A 20,705-nucleotide genomic window follows, 5' to 3' on the forward strand; every position below is an offset into this window, starting at 1 on the left:
TCATTCATCAGCTGGGGACTGACTTTGATTGGCATCGGGGAGACAGGATTCGAACCTGCGGCATCTTGCTCCCAAAGCAAGCGCGCTACCAAACTGCGCCACTCCCCGGCGCACTTAGAGATTAGCGGTCAGCGTGCAGCAGTTCAGCGAGGTTGACACCGCTGAGGATCGCTCCCTCTGCTCTGCCAAAACCAGGCCCTTCGATCCAGTCGCCACAGAACCCAACGCCGCTGGTGGGGCACCACTGCAGCTCAGGTGGCAGAGGGTTGTTGAGGGGCCGAGACGCGCCCCAGCGCATCACCCCCAATGGCGTCGCCTGTTCCAGTGCGGCTGAAACAACCGGCAAGGCCTGCAGCAGTTCGGGCAACAGGTTCAGAAGGCGTTGTTGCTGCTGGGCGAGCAGGCGGCTCTGGCTTTGGGGCGTGATTGCTTCTCCGGAATCCAAACCATGCACCACTAGCCCCCAACGTCCATCGCTTTGTTGCTGCAACACGAGCCGTTCCACCTTCCAGCGTGCTTTGGCGGCGTCGTTCAACCAGATCTGAGCCGGAAGCCTTTCACCGTTGAGCGCGAGCTCGCCCAGGTCCACCATCAGGTTCCAGCGCACCTCGGCTTGGCTGTGTTGCAGCAGGCTCAGTGCCGTATCGAGGCCGACGTCTACCCCCTCTTCAACGGCTGATCGCAAGGGGACGTCGTTCCAGGCCAGCATCTTCAGCGAGCGGGGATGGGCCAGCAAGGTTCCGCTGAGCACAAGGCGCTTGGCCATGAGGCACCAGCTTCGATCCTCGTTCTGCAGCAGCCAATGATCCTGGCGTCGCTCCAGCCAGCGCACGCGGGTCTCGAATTGGCGACTCAGTTGTATGGAGCCAGCAGCATCGAGCAGCGCCTCGCAGATGCTGGCCATGCAGGGAATCCCATGCCACCAGCCCCCCTCCGGACAGGCTTCAGGCCAGTTGGCTGGCGATAAACCTGCTTGGGCGTCGAGCGAAAGCACAGCTCGATCGTCATGCTGAAGAACACCTGCTGAGCGCAACGGCGCTAGCAGTTCCTCCATGCTCTCCGGAAAGAAATTACTGAGTGCAAAGCCCGGTGCTCCATGGTTGAGCAGCCAGCTGCTTTGTTCTCGTCTTCTGCGGGTGGCTGCACGGCCTCCCGGGCCCCGTCCAGCCTCAATCAAAGCAATGGTGAGATCCGATCCCAGCTGCTGGAGCCGGCCAATCAGGCTGCAACCAGAGAGTCCTGCACCGATAACGGCGAGATCAACCTCATTCACAACCGCTGAAGTCTCCGCCGTTGATCACATCCAGTAGCGCTCTGCGGCAACCCGAGAAAACAAACCACCCAGCAATGCCAGAAGAATCGTGACGCCAAAGAACGCGAAATACGCCATCTGAACTGTTGGCCTGGTCATAATTCCGGGCTTTCTAACAGCCGTTGGGTTGTCGGCTCGCTTGAGTTACGAGACGAAATCAAAGCGCTGGTATGGGTCGCCTGAGATTCGAACTCAGGACCAGCCGGTTAAAAGCCGGATGCTCTACCGCTGAGCTAGCGACCCGTGCCCGCTTGGGCATGCCATTTCGGCACCAAACCAGGTTATCACTCAGGTCGCCAGGGAGACTGGTGGCTTCTGAACCATGGCCATGACTGGCTCTAAGCCCTGGCCCGATCCCCAAATCGATGCTGACGCCTGGGTTTCTGAGTCCGCCGTAGTGATTGGCAATGTGCTGATGGCAGCGGGCAGCAGCCTCTGGCCCACAGCTGTTGCGCGCGGCGATCTCGAGCGGATCATTATCGGAGCGGGCAGCAACGTTCAAGACGGTGCCGTGCTCCATGGCGACCCGGGGCAGCCGGTGCGACTCGGTGCCGACGTCACCGTTGGCCATCGGGCCGTGATCCATGGCGCCACGCTCGAGGATGGATGCTTGGTGGGAATTGGTGCCATAGTTCTCAATGGCGTCACCGTCGGTGCCGGTGCCTTGGTGGCTGCTGGTTCTGTTGTTACTAAGGATGTTCCTCCCGGCACCCTGGTGATGGGCGCGCCTGCGGTGGTGAAGCGGGAGTTATCGCCTGAGGCGATCGACGAGCAGCGCTGCCACGCCCAGCGCTACGCGCGATTGGCGGCATCACACGCCTAGATCAGGCCTTGAATTCAACCCCCTGATTGCTGCGAATTCGATCAGCTTTCAGGGAAGGTCGTGGGATCAACGGAGAAGTCCGTAAGATCAGTCACACTGAATTCCGTTTTCAAGAATGGTCCGAGTTGCCATCGGTCTGGTCCTCATCCTGGTGATCGTCGGTTACTCGGCCTTCAGCGTTATCACCACAGGCCAAGTGCTGGGCATCGACGCCCGCCTGTTCCTTGTAGTTGCCCCGATCCTGGCCGCTGTCAGCTGGGCTGCTTTCAACATCGGCCGCGCTGCTGTTGGTCAGCTGCAGCTGATGCTCAAGCGCAGCCGCGCCTGATCCAGGCAACCGAGCTTCGTAGGCTGGAGGCTGCTTGACGCAGCAGGTTGTCTCAATCTCCTAATGTGAATGTTATTGGTGCTGGTCTGGCCGGTACCGAGGCGGCCTGGCAGATCGCCCGTGCAGGAGTAGCGGTAACACTAATTGAGATGCGTCCGATTCGACGCTCCCCAGCCCACCACAGCAGTGATTTTGCTGAATTGGTGTGCAGCAACAGCTTCGGTGCCCTGAGCAGTGACCGTGCTGCAGGCTTGCTGCAGGAAGAGCTGCGCCGTCTCGGCTCATTGGTGATCGGCACGGCCGACACCCATGCTGTTCCGGCTGGTGGTGCATTGGCGGTTGATCGCGGTCGCTACAGCGCTGCCCTCACCGAAGCCCTCGATCAGCATCCCCTGGTCACGATCGAACGGCGCGAGCAACAGGCCCTGCCGCCCGATGATGCGATCACCGTTCTTGCGACGGGGCCGCTAACGAGTGAACCGTTGGCGGAGAATTTGCGCGAGTTCACTGGACGCGCCGACTGCCACTTTTTTGATGCGGCCAGCCCGATCGTGCATGGAGACAGCATCGATTTGTCGGTGGCCTTTCGCGCCAGCCGCTACGACAAAGGCGATGCGGACTACATCAATTGTCCGATGGACAAGGAGCAGTACCTGGCGTTCCGTCAGGCCCTGCTGGAGTCTGAACAGGCGGAACTCAAAGACTTCGACAAAGACGACGCCACGTTCTTTGAAGGCTGCCTGCCGATTGAGGAGTTGGCGCGTCGTGGTGAAGACACCATGCGTTATGGCCCCCTGAAGCCGATCGGGCTCTGGGATCCCCGTTGGGGTGATGTGAACGATCGCGATGTGCGCCGGGCCAAGCGCGCTTATGCAGTGGTGCAGCTGCGGCAGGAAGACAAGGACGGTCGCCTCTGGAATCTGGTGGGTTTCCAGACAAACCTCAAATGGGGTGAGCAGAAGCGAGTTCTGCAGATGATTCCCGGGCTGGGTCAGGCGGAATTCGTGCGTTTCGGGGTGATGCACCGCAACACTTTTCTTGAATCGCCGCAGCTGCTGCTGCCCACCCTGCAGTTCCTCCAGCGCCCCAACCTTTTGGCTGCAGGCCAGATCACCGGCACAGAGGGCTATGCCGCCGCCGTGGCCGGTGGCTGGTTGGCCGGCACCAATGCGGCCCGTTTGGCCCGGGGCTTGGAGCCCATTGATCTGCCGGCCACCAGCATGAGTGGAGCTCTCACCCATTTCGTCAGCGAGGCACCAACGGCCAAGTTTCAGCCGATGCCACCCAATTTCGGCCTGTTGCCAAATCTTCCGGAACGAATTCGCGACAAACGGGCTCGCTATGGCGCCTACCGCGATCGTGCCCTCCAAGATCTGGAGCCGATGCTGGTCCTCCAACCCGAGACCGTTACGGCATGAACACTCCTGCGGAGGCTCGCCGCATTGAACAGCGCTCCTTGCGCTTCGGGGTCGGAGCCAACGCAGTGATGGCATTGGCTGGTTTTTCCGCCCATGTGCTCACCGGATCCTCGGCCCTGCTCTTGGATGGCCTTTATTCCGCCGTGTTGGTGGGCTCGTCCTTGATTGCCAGTCGCATCACCTGCAATGTAGTGCGGCCGCCGCATCGAGCCTGGCCCTATGGCTATGAAGGCCAGGAAGCTTCGTATGTGCTGTTTCGCTCATTGGTGATGCTCGGGGTAATCGGCTTTGGCGTCGGCAGCGCCAGCTCCACCTTGATCGACTGGTGGCGTGGCAACAGCATCGCGGCGCTGCACCTGGAGCCGGTGGCGCTCTACACCGCTTTGATGACAGCGTTATGCGGCCTGCTGGCCTGGCGGCACCGCCGCGATTTGTTCCGCACGGGGCGGGTGTCGCTGCTGCTGCTCACAGAGGCCCGCAATGCCCGGATTGATGCCGTGATCACCCTGGCCACTGGTCTGGCCCTTTTGGCGACTCCCCGTTGCTGGCACGGCGTTGCCTGACCTGGCGCCGATCACCGATGCCCTGCTGGTGCTGCCGGTGAGCCTGGCCCTGCTGCGCGAACCGCTGGCGGCGCTGAGGGATGCCATGGCCCAAGCTGCGGGCTGTGCCGCCGACCCGGATGTGCTGCAGCGCACACGGCTGGTTTTGATGCAGGAACTGGTGGGGCTTCAGCTGCAGATGATGGATTTCACGGTGCAGCAGCTGGGCCGCACGGCCTTCGTCGTGCTTTAAATCAATCCGCTTCAGCCCCAGGAAAGTCGTGTGATTGATGGGTTGCGCCATCACATCGATGCCCGCTGCAGTGCCGAACTTGGACGTCCCGTGCGCTTTGAGGTGATCCTCACGGTGATGCCGCCGATTCACCGCCAGGATCAAAGGCCGCAGACGGCCCCTTAGCGTCACCTCCAAAGAAGCGATGCCATGAGCGAGAACCAGCAGTGGGATGCCGTTGTGATCGGTTCCGGCATCGGTGGTTTGGTTACCGCCAGCCAGTTGGCGGCCAAGGGAGCCAAGACCCTCGTCTTGGAGAGGTATCTGATCCCCGGCGGCAGTGGCGGTGTCTTCAAGCGCGAGGGCTACACCTTCGATGTGGGGGCCTCGATGATCTTTGGCTTCGGCAAGAAGGGTTTCACCAACCTGCTCACCCGGGCCTTAGCCGATGTGGGGGAGCACTGCGAGACGATCCCCGACCCAGCCCAGCTTGAGTACCACATGCCCGGTGGGCTGCGCATCGCGGTGGATCGCGACTACGAGCAGTTCATCGCCGACCTCACGGCGCGGTTTCCCCATGAGGCTGAGGGGATCCGCCGCTTCTACGACACCTGCTGGCAGGTGTTCAATTGCCTCGATGCGATGCCGCTTCTCTCGCTGGAGGATCCGGCCTATCTCACAAAGGTGTTCTTCAAAGCGCCTCTGGCTTGCCTGGGACTGGCGCGCTGGCTGCCCTTCAACGTCGGTGCGGTCGCCCGCCAGCACATCAAGGACGAGCAGCTGCTCAAGTTCATTGATATCGAGTGCTTCTGCTGGTCGGTGATGCCGGCGGATCGAACCCCGATGATCAATGCCGGCATGGTGTTTTCCGATCGGCATGCGGGAGGGATCAACTACCCCAAGGGAGGCGTCGGCGTGATTGCCGAAAAGCTGGTGAAGGGATTGGAACGCCATGGCGGAGCCATTCGCTACAAGTCCCGGGTCACCGAGGTGTTGATCGAGAACGATCAGGCGGTTGGCGTGAAGCTGGCCGATGGCGAGGTCATCCGTGCCAAACGTGTGATCTCGAATGCCACTCGCTGGGACACCTTCTCGGGAGCGGCTGATGAGCAGCACCGCTCTGGCCAATCTCTGGTGGATGCCGCCCACACCCCTGGCAAGGAGCAGTTCTGGCGCAAGCGCTATGTGCCGTCCCCCTCCTTCCTGTCGCTGCATCTGGGGGTTCGGGCTGACCTGATTCCGGCCGGTACCCACTGCCATCACCTCCTGCTGGAGGATTGGAACCGGATGGAGGACGAGCAGGGGGTGATCTTTGTGTCGATGCCCTCGCTGCTGGATCCGGATCTGGCTCCGGCTGGGCATCACATCGTCCACAGCTTCACGCCGTCCTCGATGGAGGCCTGGCAGGGGCTGACCCCCAGCCAGTACCGCGACAAAAAGGAGGCGGATGCGGCGCGGTTGATCCAGCGCCTGGAGGCGATCCTGCCGGGCCTCGCCGATGCCATCACCCACAAGGAGATCGGTACGCCCCGCAGCCACCGGCGTTTTCTGGGTCGCTTTCAGGGCAGCTATGGCCCGATCCCGGCGATGCAGCTCCCGGGGCTGCTGCCGATGCCGTTCAACCGCACCGGGTTGAAAAACCTCTATTGCGTGGGTGACTCCTGTTTCCCCGGCCAGGGCCTCAACGCTGTGGCCTTCAGTGGGTTTGCCTGTGCCCATCGGGTTGGTGCTGACCTCGGCTTGAACCCCTGGGCGCTGCCTGCCTGATCTTTTGCTTAGCGTTATTCGGAGTAGGAGTTGGGATGTCGCCTGAGTTTCAGCCGTCGTCGGACGATCTAGCCCGCTACCTCGAGCAGAGGGGTGAGCTGACCAAGCCTTGGAATCTGCAGATGCTGCGGCTCAAGAAGCTCAAGGAAGCCAAGGACTCGATGAACCCTCAGCTTTATCTCGAGAAGGTGCAGGAGGCCCATGCCGATCTGATGCGTCTCGGCCAGTTCTGGAAAGGCCGTGAACAGGAGGTGTTTGGTGGCACCTACCAACCGTCTGAACTCATTGAACCGCTGCCGGGTTCTCCGGACGACCGATGAGCAGCATCGAACTTTTCGGGCTATCTCCCCTGATCCGCTTCACTCTGCTCAGCCTGTATGGGGCCTTGGTGTTGCCCTTGCCGTTGCTTGCCCCGGCGGAGTCGCGCTGGCTGATGGTGGCTGGTCTGTTGCTGGGCCTGGTGTTGGTGATTGGTTTGCTGAGTGAACGGGTGGAGACCGATGCCGAAGGCATCCAGGTGCGTTACCCAGCCTGGATTCGCTGGTTTCTGCGTCGCGGCTGGTCCATGCGTTGGCAGGACATTCGGGCCTTGGTTCCCGTCGGCACCAGTCAGGGGGGAACGGTCTATTACCTAAAGGCAGCCGATCTACGCCACCAGCTCTTGCCGCAACGCATCGAGCGTTTCGATCGATTCCTGGAGCTTCTGGTGACTAACACCAATGTTTCGACCAAGGGCATCGGGCGTTTGACGCCGCCCTGGACCTATCAACTGTTGGCAGGATTGGCCGTTGTGATGATTGCCGGCGAGTTGCTGACGTCCCTGGCGCTGGCCCAAAGATGGATCAGTTTGCCGGCGGGTTATCCAGGCTAATGACAACTGTTTTTCTGAAAAGAAAGCCCCGATAGTGCTGACGGGGTGGTGTGTGTGAGGTTTGGTCGGGAAATTAGGTGGCTGCATTCAGCACACCCTTCCTTCCTTTATGGGTCTTGTATGACTTTCGGTCTGTCTTAGAGACGCCCTTGGCAAGTATCAGGCTTCCCGACGCATCTTTCAGGCATCAGCGACCCACTTGCATGCGCCAACGATGATGGGAGTCCAGATAGCAACGGCTACCGCGATGGTGAGCATTGGCAGCATGGTGTTCTCCTCTCTGAACACACCATCTCCGTTCCTGTTTGAGAAAAACTCCCTCATTTGAGGGATTTGTACGCCAGCGCAGCTCCCCAATTCCAGGGGTGCGGTCCCACGATTCCCTCCCAATCTGGAAGTGAAACGGTTTCACGATTCAGACCGGTATTGCTGCTTCGATCTCCCAACCTTCATTGGCCAGCTCTTCGCTCCTTTGGGAGGCGTCTTCAGACGCAACATCGATGAGGAGAAATCTCTCTCCTTGGTTGCAATACAGCCTGGTTAATCCGATCACGGCGGGGGCTCCCGGGTGTCGACAGAACCATCTTGACCGGCTTCCGCTGATCAAGCAATGAGGACGGCCCTTTGGACAACTCTTGATTTTGTCTAGATGTCTGGAGTTGCCATCTTTCGTTCAGGCGTTGGAATCGATCCAGTTGCTCCGATGGGATGACAACCGAACTCACCAACCTCCCCTGCGGAACGGTTCAGCTCAAAGTCTGCTCGAATCACCTCTGTGAATTGGGTTGGGTGACGTCGCACCATCTGGTCCCGCCCAAAGAGGCCCAGCTGAAGAAGGCCCTTCGTCACCAAAAGACCAATTAATCCTTCTTTAAAGGGCTCGAGGCAATGGATTGGGTTGGGGTGGATGTTGATTGGCGCTGACCCCACAATTCCAGTCTCCGACTGGAATCAATTCACTCGACTTAACTGGCTGGCAGGTTGTCGAGGCTGAAGCGGTAGCCCCGCTGACGCACGGTGGTGATACCACCGCCCTCGCCAAGGCCGGCCTGCTCCAACTTGCGGCGCAGAGTCAAAACCTGGGTGTCCACGGAGCGGGGCCCACCGCTGAATGGAGGCCAGGCCATCCGCAGCAGTTCCTGACGGCTGCGCACCAGCCCGGGCGGCATCAGCAGGGCACAAAGCAGAGCAAATTCACGCGGGCTGAGCTCCACCGGCTGCTCCCGCAGCGTCACCTGGCGCAGCAGTAGATGAACTTCCAGCGGACCAACGGTGACCCGTTCCTGCAGGCCGCTGTGGCCCCGCTTCAGCAGGGTGCGGCATCGAGCTGCCAATTCTTCGAGGCCAAAGGGCTTGCGCAGAACATCATCGGCACCGTCATCCAAGAGGCCCACCACCGGCTCTGCACCGGCACGTGCGGTCAGCACAATCACCGGGCAACGCAGCTGCTCAGCCAACCGCAGGGCGGAGCTGCGCTCCAGCAGTTCTGCACTCACCAGCAGATCGGGTAACTGTTCTTGACAGACCTCCAATGCTTCAGCAGCACTCGCCACTGCTGCGGTGAGATGACCATCCTGCCGCAGCCGCTGTACCAGCACCGTGCGCAGGGTGGGATGTGGCTCGACCACCAGCACCCGAGATGGTTCCTGACCGGTGTTTGCGCTTGGCATCACCACCGGATCGCTGCTGGCTGAAGATGCTTCCGCCTTGAGGTCGTGGGGAGTGGAGGTCACTGGATCGGCCGAGGCGCGCCTACGCTAAGCCGAAATTCCTTGCAGGCTGGTAACAGCGGCTGCTGTTGCATCTCATGACATCACTCGACGACCCTGAATCCATCCGTCATTTTCAGTCGCTCTGCGATGCCTGCCAGGAGCTGACCACCAGATATCACACCCCTTCAGAGTTGCGGTTGTATTCCGATGGTTACCTGCATGCGTTGCGAAAGTCAGGAACTCTTGATCCCCGCTCTCAGCATCGCCTTGAGCAATTGATCGATCGCTGGATCATGGATCCCTCCAGCTTCATTGGCCCTGACGGGGATGTGAGCACCTTGTACATGCGTCATCCCCAGGGTTATTGAATTAGCTGGCGAGCGCGATTTCCAGCTTTTCGCGAAGTTCTCCGGAGTTATACATCTCGATCAGGATGTCGGAACCGCCCAAGAATTCTGCTTTTACATACACCTGAGGAATGGTGGGCCAACTGGAAAACTCTTTGATTCCCTGACGGATTTCAGGATCGGAAAGCACGTCGAATGTTTCGAATGCCACACCGAGGGAGTGCAAAATTTGCACCACATTGTTTGAGAATCCGCACTGGGGCATCAGCTTGGAGCCCTTCATGAACACGAAGATCGGGCTGGAAGCGACCAGCGTTTCGATGCGAGCTTTGGTGGAGGTGTCCATCGTTGAGCGTGGGTAAAGCGTTATGCGGACGCAGTGTCCTAAGGGGTTGAGGTGTTGAGGGCGAGGGCATGAATCGCTTCGCTGGCCAATTCCTGCTGCAGCGCGCTGTACACCATTTGATGTTGACGGATGCGTGAAAGGCCGGCAAAAGCGGACGACACAACTGTCACTTGGAGGTGATCGCCGCCACCGGTGAGGTCTTCAACAGTGACGTTGGCGTCGGGAATGACCTGTTGGATCGCTGCTTCAACGGCATCCGGCTGCACCATGGCGGTGGTTACGTAAGGGAGAACTGGCTCAGATGTTGACAGACCGGCTCATTGGCCGGCTGCTGATGCGCCCCGGAATTCAGTTTCAACGAAGCCCAGTTCCAGCAGGCTCTGATAGGCCTTTTGTCCCTGGGGTTTGGCGGGTGTCATCAGCTTGACCACCTCGACAAGCACTGGAACAGCCACTTCGGGCTGGTTCTGACGGCGGAACAGGGCGGCCAGGCGGAGGTTGGTTTCAGCCAACAGTTCAAGGGCTTCACGCCCCTTGGTATCCATCTCACGAGGAATCCGAGCATCCAGCCCGCGGAAGGCACCACTCAGGTCGCGGTAGAAGGCCAGCAGTTGCTTGGAGGCTTTGCGGGCTTTGTCGTAATCGGCCCGTGCCTCAGCCAGATCTCCCCGGCTGGCGGCGGCATCCCCTGCGGCAAGCATCGAACGGACGGCCGCTGGGTTGAAACCACCCTGGGTCTGAGCCAGAACGCGGTTCTCGGCTGATGTTTGGGCGATGCCAGGAGCGGCGGTGACGCCCAGGGTTGCCACGAGTGCAGCAGTCGTCAGCAATGTGCGACAACCCATGAGACCAGCAAGAAAACGTGCGCGGACTTTAGAAGCTTTGTAGGGGTCGGCCAACGGCAGCACGGGCCGCTTGTTCAGCCGTATGCATTGCAGCAGCGAGGTGGCTGTTGAATTTCCGCGTCGCCTCGCGATCTCCCTTGGCTGGCACGGTGAGCGGTTCTCCGAAACAGATGGCTGCTCGGCTGAAAGGCCGTGGTGGGGCCTGGCTGTAGCCCAAACCAACGGGAACCACAGGAACGGAAACGCCGCGGCTCTGGGCCAGTTGGGCCAGACGCACCAGGCCAGGCCTCAGTTCAATCGCCTCGTCCTGCCGGTGAATCCTGCCTTCGGGGAACATCACCACCTGCTGCCCGTCGGCCAGCAGGTCGATGGCAAGACGCAGGGTGGTCATCGAGGGCCGTCCCTGGTCCACCGGGAAGCAGCCGAGCCGTTGCAGAAACCAGCCCTGCAGCCCACGCATTTCGGTGGTGGTGACCATGAAGCGGCAGTCGCGTCCACTGACCCGACGGCCTGCTGCCATCGGCAGCATCAGGGCATCCCAGCGGGCGCGGTGCGTTGGCGCCAGCAGTACCGGACCCTGATGGGGAAGATGTTCTGGGTTCAGCACCAGGCGCTCACGGAACTGAAAGCGCAGCGCCAGATCCTGGGTGGAGAACATCGCCAGGGGGGCCCAGAAGCTGTCGATACCGACACTCAGGCTGTTTTCTCGTGTCGCCAGGGCCGCTTGCAACGGGCTGATCGAATTCGGTGCTTGAGAACCTAAATCCCTCAGGCAAAGCTGCATAGGATCCGGCCAACGACAGCCCCGACATGGCCAGCCTCGGCGTCAATATCGATCACATCGCCAACATCCGTGAAGCACGGCGAACCGTCGAGCCAGACCCGGTGTCAATGGCATTCATCGCCGAACTGGGTGGGGCTGATGGGATCACCGTTCATCTGCGGGAAGATCGGCGTCACATCCAGGATCGGGATGTGGAGTTGCTGCGCCAGAACGTTCGCTCCCGCCTCAATCTGGAAATGGCCGCCACCGAGGAGATGGTGGCGATTGCGCTGCGGATCAAGCCCGACATGGTCACCCTGGTGCCCGAACGGCGGGAGGAGGTCACTACGGAGGGGGGCCTAGATGTGGCCGGACAAGAGGCTTCCCTGGGCGGCATTGTGCAAACCCTTCAGGCCGCCAGGATTCCGGTGAGCCTTTTTGTGGATCCGGAGGCCACCCAGCTTCAGGCCTGCAAAAACACGGGGGCTTGCTGGGTGGAATTGCACACGGGCCGCTACTCCGATGCCGATTGGAGCACCCAGCCGCAGGAGCTGGCGCGCTTGCAGGAGGGCACGGCCATCGCCCGGCAGCTCGGTCTGCGGGTCAATGCCGGCCATGGCCTCACGTATCAGAACGTTGAGCCCATCGCGGCCATCCCCGGGATGGAGGAACTCAACATCGGCCACACGATCGTGGCCCGCTCAGTCGCCGTCGGACTGCAACAGGCTGTGCGGGATATGAAGGTCTTGGTTCAGAATCCCCGCCTTGATCCCCTTTTCGGACAGGCGCCCGGATGACCACTTATCACTTCGTTGCAGCCAGCGAGCGATTCCTCACCGTGGAGGAGCCGTTGGAGGAAGTGCTGCGGGAGCGCCAACGCAACTACGCCGAAACCGGCAAGACCATCGATTTCTGGCTGGTTAAGCAACCGGCCTTCCTGTCTTCCCCCGAGCTGGCTGAGCTCAAGGCAACTATTCCCCAGCCCGCTGCCGCCGTGGTGTCCACCGATCCCACCTTCATCACCTTCCTCAAACTGCGTTTGGAGTACGTGGCTGTAGGGGCCTTTGAGGCACCATCCGCGGGGATCCCCGATGCCCTTGCCGCTGCCGTCTGATGAATCCCAGTTCCCTTCCCGTTCAGCAGCGCATCGCACTACTGGTGCAGGCCCTCGATGGTGCAGAGAAAACCAACAAGGCGTTGGCCACCTGTGCCGACGGGGACGCGATGGTGGATATCCTGCTGGGGGCTTCGGCAAAGCTGGGGTTGGGGCTAACCCGCCGGGATCTCACGGAGACGCCGCCGATTCGCGACTGGATCTGGTTCAAGAACAACGACCCGTTGGTCACCGTGGGTGATGCCAAACCCCGCTATCGCCGCGAAACCCCCGAAAAGCCCAAGCCAGACCCGAGCCAAGCCAAAGAACGCAAGCGCTTTCTCGGTTTGTTCTGATCTGCATTCCCAATTCTCGGCGCTGCCTGGCTGAGTATCAGAATTGACGCATCTCCAGGTTGTTGCTTTGAACCTGCGCAGACACCGGCACTGGGTGATTGGAGATGTGCATGGCTGCCTTCAGCCCCTTTGCCATCTGCTCGCCAGCCTGCCGCCGAACGACCATCTGGTCTTCTGCGGGGATGTGATTAACCGGGGTGAAGCAATTCCGGCAACGATGGATCTCGTCTGGGACCTGGTCCAGGCCGGCAGTGCCACATGGCTGCGCGGGAACCATGAGCAAGACCTTATTGATGCCCTGGAATCCCGGGACTGCTTGAGTCAACACGCCACCTATACCCAGTTGGGCGACAGCAGCGCTCGCCAATGGTTGCCACGTCTGCAACAGCTTCCGCTCGTTTACCGCGGTGACGGTTGGTGCGCCACCCATGCCGGGTTCGACGCAGCGGGCCAACCGGATCTCTCCATTCGTGATCCCTTCTGGGAGACCTATGACGGTCGTTTTGGCCAGGTTGTTGTGGGCCATACCCCGCGTCCCCAGGTGGAACACATCGGCGCGATCGTTCTGATCGACACCGGTGCGGTTTTCGGGGGTTGTTTGTCGGCCTACTGCCCGGAAACGGACGCGGTCGTTCAGGTGCAAGGCGTCGTAACCGATGCCGTGCTGGCTGGAGTTGGTCCTTGCTGACGGTTTACCGAAGCAACAGGGCTGAATTTCTGGCTCGCTTGCTCTCCCGTCAGTTGATCGAGCAGCAGCCGGGCCCCCTGGAGACGGTGGAGGTGATGGTCAACACCTGGCCCACCAGCCGATGGCTGGGGGAACAGCTGGCCATGGCCAATGGCATCAGTTCCCTGGTGCGGTTCCCCTTCCCGGGTAGTCGCCTGCGGCAGCTGGTGCGCCAGGTGCTGCATCTCCCCGCGCAGGAGGACGATCCATGGCGGGCGGGCCAGCTGGTGTGGGCTGTGCTCGAGTTGCTGCCGGAGTTGTTGGAGCAGCCCGTCGCCCAGCCGCTGCGGGTCTGGCTCACTCAGCGTGAAGGAACCGCCTCAGGGTTGACGCGGGACCGCTGGCAGCTGGCCAGAACCATCGCCGATGCGATGGACGATTACGCCTTGTACCGCCCCGATCAACTGGAGCAGTGGAAACGGCCGCGGCCCGATGACGACTGGCAGCCCGTGCTCTGGCGACTGCTGGCCCAACGGCTGCCCCGAGCTCCCTTTGGCCTGCAGGTGCGTGAGGCCGTTGATCGTCTCCGGCGAGGAGACGTTGATCCAGCCCTGCTGCCGGAGCGGCTGCGGCTGTTCGGCATCAGTGCTCTGGCGCCGGTGCAGGTGGATCTGATTCAGGCCTTGTCTGGTCTGCTGGAGGTGGAGATCTACCTGCTCACCCCGTGTCCGGATTTGTGGCAGCGCTGTGGCAGTCGACGTGCCTCGCTCGGTGATGACTGGCTGGTTCCGCCCGATGGGGGCTGGTTGGCGGAGGCGCCGCGCTTGGAGGCCGTTCTTGGTCGGATGGGCGCCGAATTTCAGCAGTTGCTGGAGGGCTCCGGTGAAGCGCAGCTGGGGGAGCGACGCGAGGGGGATCTGTTTGCAGGTTCCCTGCAGATCGCCGCGGCGGAAGAGCGCCGGCCCACCCTGCTCGATCAGCTTCAGCAGCAGCTGGTGGATGCCGAGAGCCTCCCTGAACTGAAGCGTTACCCAAGCGATCAGTCGCTGCTGTTTCAAGCGGCACCGGGTCCTTGGCGGGAGGTGCAACTGGTGCGTGATCGGATCCTGCAGTGGTTGGCGGCCGATCCCGATCTCGCGCCCCGCGACGTGCTGGTGATGACGCCGCAGATTGAGCGCTATGCACCGCTGCTCAGCTCTGTGTTCAACGACACGGCGGCCATCGGTGTCGATTTGCCCTGGCGCCTCACCGACCGCAGTCAGCAGAGCAGTCCCGGGTTGTCGATGGCGATGTTCACGCTGCTGGAGCTGGCTGCGACACGCCTCACCGCCACGGGGCTGGAACGTTTGCTGGCCAACCCTGCTCTGCAGGGCCAGCAGGGACTCATGCCGGAGGAGGCGGTGCTGATCACCCAAACGTTGCAACGCAGCGGTTTCCGCTGGGGCTTGGATGCCCGCGAGCGAGGCGGGGACGAGGTGCACAGCCTGCGTTGGTGTCTCGACCGTTGGCTGCTGGGGCTGGTGCTGCCGGTGGAGCCAGGCCTGGCTCCCGCAGGGGCGGCACCGTTCCAGCAGGAGCTAGATCCCGATCGCTTGGTGCGTTGGTGGACGCTGCTGGACCATTTGGCGCGCATGCTCGATCGCCTGCGACAGCCCCGGCGGTGCCATGACTGGGTGCAGCTGCTGCAGTCCCTGTTGCAGGAGCTTTTTGCTGAGGGTGGGGCCTGGGCCGATGAGGAGCAGAGCTGGGCGGCGGCCCTGGAGGAGTGGCGATTGAGGGCCCATGACTGCCCCCTGGACCTCGATGCAGCCGTGGCCTTGGAGGTGTTGCAGGAGGCCTTGTCGGTGGACAGCGGTCGCTTCGGGCATCGCAGTGGCGCCCTCACCATCAGTGCCCTGGAGCCGATGCGGGCGATTCCCCACAAGGTGGTGGTCTTGATGGGCCTCGACAGCGCTGACTTTCCGCGCCCGAGCCGCCGTCCTGGCTTTCATCTGCTCGAGCAGCAACGGCGCCTAGGGGATCCCCGCAGCAGCGATCAGGACCGCTATGTGCTGCTGGAGGCCTTGATGTCGGCACGCCGTCATCTGCTGATCAGCTGGTGTGGGCGGCTTGAGCGCACCGGAGAGCCCCAACCGCCTGCTGCGCCGGTGGAACAGTGGCTTGCCGTGCTGCAGGAGCAGTTGCAACGGGCCGGCGCTTCCACGGAGGGGTTGTTGATTACGCCGGCGGCCAACCCTCTCTCCCGTGAGAATTTCCGGCCTGAGGCGCCGCTCAGCTGTGATCGGCGCCAGCTGGAGGCCCGCCGCTGCCTGGATCGTGCTTCGGCATCGGCCAAGGATGCCCAGGGGCTGGCCTGGGCATCGCTTTGGCAGCAAGAGTTCACCGATGACGAGGCCGACGGACGAGATGCAGACGACCCGGCCCTTGACCCTGAAGCGTTGCTGGCCTGGATGCAGCAGCCCCAGAAGGCCTGGTTGAAGGCGCGGGGGTTGCGGCCTGGGGAAGGCATTGAGGCAGTGGAGGATCTCGAGACGCTCGAGTTGGAGGGGCTGCAGCGCTATCTGCTGCTCAACCACGAGCTTGAGGAGCAATTCATTCTTGGATCGGCGCCTGATTGGACGGCGTCGCTGGCGGGCCAGGGTGTGCTGCCTGCGGGGGCTGGTGCGGCCCTTGAGCAGGAGGAACTACAGCAGCGTTGGCAGGCCCTGCAACGGCAGCTGGCATCGCTCGGTCCCTGCCGGCGTGAGGTGCCTGTACTCGCCGGCCTGCCGATGCCCCTGCTCTACGCCGGTGACACCCAGGTGGTGGTGCAGCCCGGCATGCTCACGGCCGCGGCGGTGATGCGCGGCTGGCTGCAGCACCTGTTGCTGTGTGCCGAGGGATTGGCTCCTGGCGCCGGTTCAGCGGTGGTGGCGCGCAGCAACAGGTTGGCTGGCGCCGAGGTGCACTTGCGCTGGACGGTCTTGCCGACGGTTGAAGCCGAAGACCAGCTGCAGCAGCTGGCGCGGCTGGCGCAACAGGGGCTGGAGCGCTGCTGGCCGGTTCCCCCGAAGAGCGGCTGGCAGATGGTGGTCAAAGACCGGCGCAAACCGGGGACGGGGGAGCAGGACTTTCGCAAGACCTGGCAGGACGAAGGGGCAACCCCGGTGATGCAGCTCTGCTTCGGTACGGAGATCGCTGCGGAGCAACTAATGGATCAGGCCGGATTCCAGGAGGCGTGTCAGCTGCTGTACGGCCCCCTTCTGGCGCAGCTGCGTTAGTCGAACAGCTCGTCGAGCATTTCGTGCATGCGTTCGTTGGAAATCACCGCGGGCTCGCCTACCTGATGGCGAAAGAAGTAGGCCCGATGTTCTTGGTTGATGCTTTCAACTGCTGCTGCCTTGCGCACCAGCAGTTGGGCCAATTTCTGACGACGTTCGTGGGTCACAACAGGCCGGTGGCTTCCCACAACGTGCTGGCCTGATGGCACGGCAACACCGCAAGCCCCTGTTCTCTCAAGGGTTGGGTTGCATCCGTTCACAAGCCCATAAAAAAGCGAGGGTTCTTCAGGCCCTCGCTCAGGTCGTCTTCAGTTCTGGGGTGTGACAGCACCCAGTCCAGTTCGCAGCTTTCGCTAGCTGCTTAATGGAAGTTAACACTGGTTTTGAGAGCGGAGTTAAGCAGACTCCATCCATGGCCCAGCGCTTCGATGCCAACACCTATCCCCTCGGCCCTGGAGTCCGCCTGCTTGAGGCCAGCGCTGGCACTGGCAAAACCTTTGCCCTGGCGCATCTCTGCCTGCGGCTGATCACGGAGGCCGACCACGCCCTCGAGGCCTTGTTGGTAGTGACCTTCACCGATGCAGCGGCCGAAGAGCTGCGCTCCCGCATCGGCCAGCGGCTGCAACAGGCGTTGCAGGGACTCGAACAGCTGGAGCAGGGCATGAAGACTGTTGCCCCGGACCCCGTCCTGGTGGAGTGGCTGGCGGGTAGCGAGCCAGGGGAGGCTCGTCAGCGGTGGATTCGGCGCTTGCTGGTGGCCATGGAGCAGTTGGACCGGGCCGACATCACCACCATCCACGGCTTTTGCCGCCGCAGTCTTCGCCGTCTGGCGCTCAGCAACGCTGCGGCGATGGAGCCTCAGCTGGATACCGACGCCACCGCGCTCCAATCCGAGGTGGTGCAGGACCTTTGGCAACAGGAGCTGCACAGCCTGCCGCCGGAGCAGTTCAAGGCGTTGCGTCAACGCGGCCTCTCGCCCCAGACCCTGCGCAGAGGGCTGGCGCAACTGGATGGCGAACAGCAGCCGCGGTTCCGGGCCGGTGATGGCGCGATCGATCTGGGCCAGTCCCTCGCCCCACAGCTGGAGCATTGGCTGGCGCAGCTCTGGGACGACTTCGTGCCGCTCTGGAAGAGGGATCATGTTGCTCTGGATGCCGGGTTCCGTCAGGCGGCCCAGCAATGGAAAGCCCAGGGCTGTGCACCCACCACCCCTTACTCAGCCAAGCCCAAAAGCGATCGTTGCGCGCAGATCAACCAGTGGCTGAATGGGCAGACCGCAGTGCCATCGCTGCTGGAGATTGCCGCCCATGAGAAGCCGCTGAAGGAGTACTTCCACCCTGGCAGTTGGTGCAAGGTCGCGCGCAAGTGCGGTGAGACCGACCCCAGCCTGGTGACGCCGGCTTTGCAGGCCGCAGTTGCGGCGCTCTGGGATGTACCGATCGAGCGCACTTGGCAGTACCTGCTGGAACGGGGCCTGCGGGATCTGGACCGCCGCCGTCGCCGCCGCGGTGTGATCACCTTTGGCGGCCTGTTGGCCGCCATGGACCCCGGCGATGGCGCTGTTGCCTGGCTTGCCCCCCTGCAACAGCGCTACAGGGCTGTGATGGTGGATGAGTTTCAGGACACAGACCCCGTGCAGTGGCGGCTGTTGCAGCGAGCTTTTGGTGATGGTGAACGCCACCTGCTGCTGATGGTCGGGGATCCCAAGCAGGCGATCTACCGCTTCCGTGGTGGTGATCTGGCCACTTACATGGCAGCGCGGGATCAGGTGGAGCGGATCGATCACCTGCTCGACAACTTCCGCACAACGGCACCGCTGATGGAGGGGTTGAACCGCTTGATGGCTCCCGGTCTCCCCCGATCCGAACTGACGGTGCCCGCGGTGCAGCCCCGTAGCTACGCCACCCCACCCCAGGACGCCCCGGCACTGCAACTGCTGATGCTGTCCACCGAGGCGACCTCCAGCCGCAGTGCCCTGGAGGAAGAGTTGCCCCACCGGCTCGCCGCGATGGTGCTGGAGCAACTGGAGCAACGGGAGGACCTCACCCCAGCAGATCTCTGTTTGCTGGTGAGTCGCCATCAACAGGCGGAAGATCTGCGCCGGGCCCTGGGGGTCTGCGGGCTCCCCACCCGCCTGGTAACCCAGGGGGATGTGCTCGACAGTGAAGCCGCGTTGCTGTTGCAGTGGTTCCTGGATGCCCTGGCGGAACCGGGTGATGACGCCCGCCTGCGTTTGCTGGCCTGCTCGGGACTGATGAACATCGCGCCCGATGCCCTGCAGCCGGCCCTGCTGGATCAGTTGGCTCTGCAGTTGCGCGGTTTGGCTGAGGTGATGCCGCGGCTGGGACTGCTCGGGGCCCTGGCCGATCTGCTGAAGGGTGAACAGATGGCGGGGCTGTCGGAACGGGGTCGGATGCTTGGGGATCTGCAGCAGGCGGCGCGGCTGGTGCAGGAGGTGATGCACCGCCAGGGATTGGATGTGGCCACTGCGGCGGATTGGTTGCGGCGGGAGCGGTTGCACCCCAGCCAGCCGGTGCCAGAGGCCCGCCAGCCCCACAGCGATCAGGCCGATAGTGCCATCGCCGTGGTCACCGTTCACCGCAGCAAGGGTCTGGAATATCCGGTGGTGATCTGTCCCTACCTCTGGCAGTCCCCCCCAGCGGTGTCCGGTCCGCTCTGGCGTGACCCCCGCTCCGGGGAGTGCCTGGTGCGAGTGGACGTTCACTGGGGGGAGGGCTGGCAGGCGGCGCAACAGGCGCAGCAGGAGGCTGCGGCTGAGGCCGAGCGGCTGGCCTATGTCGCGGTGACCCGAGCCCAATCCCAGTTGATCCTGATCTGGGCCAGGGCCAACGGCCAGGAGGATTCACCCTTGCCCGCCTGGTTGTTCGGTGCTGAGGCCGCTGGGGCTGCGATCGACAGCCTCACCGATGAGCGGCTGAGCGATGCCCTTGCATCGCGAAAGGTTCCGATCAGCATCGATGGCCTGGTCGAGAGCCTGCCCAGCGGCAAGCGTTGGCGGCCTCCGCTGGTGGTGGAGCCATTGGCCCTTGGTTCGGTTCCCAAGCGCATCGACCGGAGTTGGGGCCGGGCCAGCTACTCGGCCTGGATTGCCTCATCCGACGACGTTCAGCTCCACGAGCAAGGTCGCGATCCCGATCCCGGCGCCGAGGAATCGATCTTGGCCGGTGCAGAACCGGCATGGTCTGAGATGGGGCCGCTGGCGGCCTTCCCGCGCGGGCCCGGGCCCGGGGACTGTCTGCACCGGATCCTTGAACAGTTCCCCTTCTCTGCGGCGGAGGCCTCTGGGCCTCGCCAACGGCTCGACCTGATCACGGCAGAGTTGCGGCGGGCTGGGCTTGATCCCGATCTTCAGAACGATGTGTTGATCGGTTTGGAGCAGGTGTTGCAGACGCCCCTGGGGGGACCGCTGGGTGCTTTGTCGCTGGATCGGCTGGGGCCGCACCAGCGCCTGCCCGAACTCAGTTTTGATCTGCCGGTTCAGCACGTGCGCACGGCTGATCTGGTGGCTGCCTTCGGCTGTGATACTAAGGCCCGTTTTGGCCGCTCCTACAGCCCGGCGCTGGCGTCGCTCTCGATCAACAGCCGCGGTTTTCTCACCGGTTCAATCGATCTGGTGTTCCAGGACCCCCAGCAGAAGCGCTGGTGGGTTCTTGACTGGAAGAGCAATTGGATCGGTGAACGACGCACCGGTGCTGAGCCGGGACGGTGCGGTCCGCATCACTACTCCCAGGAGGCGATGGAGGAGCAGATGCTGCATCACCATTACCCCCTGCAGGCCCACCTCTACCTGGTGGCTTTGCATCGCCATCTGCGTTGGCGGCTGCCGGATTACGACCCGGAGCAGCATCTGGGGGGCTACGTCTACTGCTTCCTACGGGGGATGCCCGGATCGGTGGCTTCTTCTCCAGAGGATGCTGTCGGGCCTGGGCGCATTGTCGAACCCGTGCCGCTCAATCGCATTGCAGCGCTGGATCGAGCTCTGGGGGAGGTGCCGGTGTGACG

Annotated in this window: 23 protein-coding genes and 2 tRNA genes; 16 read left to right on the forward strand and 9 right to left on the reverse strand. The window is 62.4% G+C overall.

The window, feature by feature from the left end; translation table 11 throughout:
* Nucleotides 1-34: 34 nt before the first annotated feature.
* The 3 genes from FZX09_RS01255 to FZX09_RS01265 form a co-directional block, all read right to left on the reverse strand.
* Nucleotides 35-108: transfer RNA gene (locus FZX09_RS01255), tRNA-Pro, on the reverse strand.
* A 13-nt stretch (nt 109-121) separates the two neighbouring features.
* Complete coding sequence (locus FZX09_RS01260) at nt 122-1,273, reverse strand: NAD(P)-binding protein (RefSeq protein WP_226399278.1); 1,152 nt, start codon at nt 1,271-1,273, stop codon at nt 122-124.
* A gap of 210 nt (nt 1,274-1,483) precedes the next feature.
* Nucleotides 1,484-1,555: transfer RNA gene (locus FZX09_RS01265), tRNA-Lys, on the reverse strand.
* 79 nt (nt 1,556-1,634) lie between these two features.
* On the opposite strand from FZX09_RS01265, the gene FZX09_RS01270 reads away from it, so the two are divergent.
* The 9 genes from FZX09_RS01270 (at nt 1,635) to FZX09_RS01300 (ending at nt 7,293) form a co-directional block, all read left to right on the forward strand.
* The gene (locus tag FZX09_RS01270) at nt 1,635-2,135 is read left to right on the forward strand and encodes a gamma carbonic anhydrase family protein (RefSeq protein ID WP_226399279.1); all 501 of its coding nucleotides are present in this window, start codon (nt 1,635-1,637) and stop codon (nt 2,133-2,135) included.
* 205 nt (nt 2,136-2,340) lie between these two features.
* Nucleotides 2,341-2,463 carry a photosystem II protein Y gene (locus tag FZX09_RS01275; protein WP_025362202.1) on the forward strand — a complete coding sequence of 41 codons (123 nt, stop codon included), beginning with the start codon at nt 2,341-2,343 and terminating at the stop codon, nt 2,461-2,463.
* Nucleotides 2,464-2,510: 47 nt separating this feature from the next.
* Entirely contained in the window at nt 2,511-3,881 is a 1,371-nt protein-coding gene (trmFO, locus tag FZX09_RS01280; RefSeq protein WP_226399280.1) for an FADH(2)-oxidizing methylenetetrahydrofolate--tRNA-(uracil(54)-C(5))-methyltransferase TrmFO, read from the forward strand.
* Entirely contained in the window at nt 3,878-4,444 is a 567-nt protein-coding gene (locus FZX09_RS11975) for a cation transporter (RefSeq protein WP_370624141.1), read from the forward strand. Before trmFO ends, FZX09_RS11975 begins: the two co-directional genes overlap by 4 nt.
* Complete coding sequence (locus FZX09_RS11980) at nt 4,437-4,676, forward strand: hypothetical protein (RefSeq protein ID WP_370624142.1); 240 nt, start codon at nt 4,437-4,439, stop codon at nt 4,674-4,676. The genes FZX09_RS11975 and FZX09_RS11980 overlap by 8 nt, the downstream gene beginning before the upstream one ends.
* Before the next feature lie 42 nt (nt 4,677-4,718).
* On the forward strand, nt 4,719-4,841 hold the full coding sequence (locus FZX09_RS11985) for a hypothetical protein (protein ID WP_370624143.1): 123 nt from the start codon (nt 4,719-4,721) through the stop codon (nt 4,839-4,841).
* A 24-nt stretch (nt 4,842-4,865) separates the two neighbouring features.
* Nucleotides 4,866-6,422, forward strand: coding sequence for a carotenoid isomerase (crtH, locus tag FZX09_RS01290; protein WP_226399281.1), 1,557 nt, complete (start codon nt 4,866-4,868; stop codon nt 6,420-6,422).
* Between the two features lie 35 nt (nt 6,423-6,457).
* Nucleotides 6,458-6,742 (forward strand): hypothetical protein, encoded by a 285-nt coding sequence (locus FZX09_RS01295; protein WP_226399282.1) that lies wholly within the window; start codon nt 6,458-6,460, stop codon nt 6,740-6,742.
* Complete coding sequence (locus FZX09_RS01300; RefSeq protein ID WP_226399283.1) at nt 6,739-7,293, forward strand: hypothetical protein; 555 nt, start codon at nt 6,739-6,741, stop codon at nt 7,291-7,293. Before FZX09_RS01295 ends, FZX09_RS01300 begins: the two co-directional genes overlap by 4 nt.
* A gap of 965 nt (nt 7,294-8,258) precedes the next feature.
* Here the strand turns inward: FZX09_RS01300 and FZX09_RS01305 are convergent.
* On the reverse strand, nt 8,259-9,026 hold the full coding sequence (locus tag FZX09_RS01305; RefSeq protein WP_226399284.1) for a response regulator transcription factor: 768 nt from the start codon (nt 9,024-9,026) through the stop codon (nt 8,259-8,261).
* 74 nt (nt 9,027-9,100) lie between these two features.
* On the opposite strand from FZX09_RS01305, the gene FZX09_RS01310 reads away from it, so the two are divergent.
* Nucleotides 9,101-9,373: a DUF6761 family protein gene (locus tag FZX09_RS01310; protein WP_226399285.1), complete on the forward strand. Its 273-nt coding sequence runs from the start codon at nt 9,101-9,103 to the stop codon at nt 9,371-9,373.
* A 1-nt stretch (nt 9,374) separates the two neighbouring features.
* Here FZX09_RS01310 and grxD read toward each other — a convergent pair whose 3' ends face one another.
* The 4 genes from grxD to FZX09_RS01330 are packed head-to-tail and all read right to left on the reverse strand — an operon-like array spanning nt 9,375 to nt 11,327.
* The gene (gene grxD, locus FZX09_RS01315) at nt 9,375-9,698 is read right to left on the reverse strand and encodes a Grx4 family monothiol glutaredoxin (protein WP_226399286.1); all 324 of its coding nucleotides are present in this window, start codon (nt 9,696-9,698) and stop codon (nt 9,375-9,377) included.
* A gap of 38 nt (nt 9,699-9,736) precedes the next feature.
* A complete protein-coding gene (locus tag FZX09_RS01320) occupies nt 9,737-9,967 on the reverse strand; it encodes a BolA family protein (protein WP_226399287.1) in 231 nt (76 codons plus the stop codon).
* A 48-nt stretch (nt 9,968-10,015) separates the two neighbouring features.
* Nucleotides 10,016-10,543, reverse strand: a complete 528-nt coding sequence (locus FZX09_RS01325; RefSeq protein ID WP_226399288.1) for a hypothetical protein — start codon at nt 10,541-10,543, stop codon at nt 10,016-10,018.
* A 28-nt stretch (nt 10,544-10,571) separates the two neighbouring features.
* Nucleotides 10,572-11,327 (reverse strand): 1-acyl-sn-glycerol-3-phosphate acyltransferase, encoded by a 756-nt coding sequence (locus FZX09_RS01330; RefSeq protein ID WP_226399289.1) that lies wholly within the window; start codon nt 11,325-11,327, stop codon nt 10,572-10,574.
* 26 nt (nt 11,328-11,353) lie between these two features.
* Between FZX09_RS01330 and FZX09_RS01335 the strand changes: the two genes are divergently transcribed.
* The 5 genes from FZX09_RS01335 (at nt 11,354) to FZX09_RS01355 (ending at nt 16,682) form a co-directional block, all read left to right on the forward strand.
* Complete coding sequence (locus tag FZX09_RS01335; RefSeq protein WP_226399290.1) at nt 11,354-12,103, forward strand: pyridoxine 5'-phosphate synthase; 750 nt, start codon at nt 11,354-11,356, stop codon at nt 12,101-12,103.
* Nucleotides 12,100-12,420, forward strand: a complete 321-nt coding sequence (locus FZX09_RS01340; RefSeq protein WP_226399291.1) for an MgPME-cyclase complex family protein — start codon at nt 12,100-12,102, stop codon at nt 12,418-12,420. The genes FZX09_RS01335 and FZX09_RS01340 overlap by 4 nt, the downstream gene beginning before the upstream one ends.
* Nucleotides 12,420-12,755, forward strand: a complete 336-nt coding sequence (locus FZX09_RS01345; protein WP_226399292.1) for a hypothetical protein — start codon at nt 12,420-12,422, stop codon at nt 12,753-12,755. The genes FZX09_RS01340 and FZX09_RS01345 overlap by 1 nt, the downstream gene beginning before the upstream one ends.
* A 67-nt stretch (nt 12,756-12,822) precedes the next feature.
* Nucleotides 12,823-13,443 (forward strand): metallophosphoesterase, encoded by a 621-nt coding sequence (locus FZX09_RS01350; RefSeq protein WP_226400314.1) that lies wholly within the window; start codon nt 12,823-12,825, stop codon nt 13,441-13,443.
* Nucleotides 13,437-16,682 (forward strand): exodeoxyribonuclease V subunit gamma, encoded by a 3,246-nt coding sequence (locus tag FZX09_RS01355; protein WP_226399294.1) that lies wholly within the window; start codon nt 13,437-13,439, stop codon nt 16,680-16,682. Before FZX09_RS01350 ends, FZX09_RS01355 begins: the two co-directional genes overlap by 7 nt.
* Here the strand turns inward: FZX09_RS01355 and FZX09_RS01360 are convergent.
* On the reverse strand, nt 16,679-16,849 hold the full coding sequence (locus FZX09_RS01360; RefSeq protein ID WP_226399296.1) for a hypothetical protein: 171 nt from the start codon (nt 16,847-16,849) through the stop codon (nt 16,679-16,681). The genes FZX09_RS01355 and FZX09_RS01360 overlap by 4 nt on opposite strands.
* Before the next feature lie 245 nt (nt 16,850-17,094).
* On the opposite strand from FZX09_RS01360, the gene FZX09_RS01365 reads away from it, so the two are divergent.
* On the forward strand, nt 17,095-20,703 hold the full coding sequence (locus FZX09_RS01365) for a UvrD-helicase domain-containing protein (protein WP_226399298.1): 3,609 nt from the start codon (nt 17,095-17,097) through the stop codon (nt 20,701-20,703).
* Nucleotides 20,704-20,705 lie beyond the last annotated feature (2 nt).

It is taken from the genome of Synechococcus sp. MU1643 (genome assembly GCF_020514095.1).
Classification (GTDB): Bacteria; Cyanobacteriota; Cyanobacteriia; order PCC-6307; family Cyanobiaceae; genus Parasynechococcus.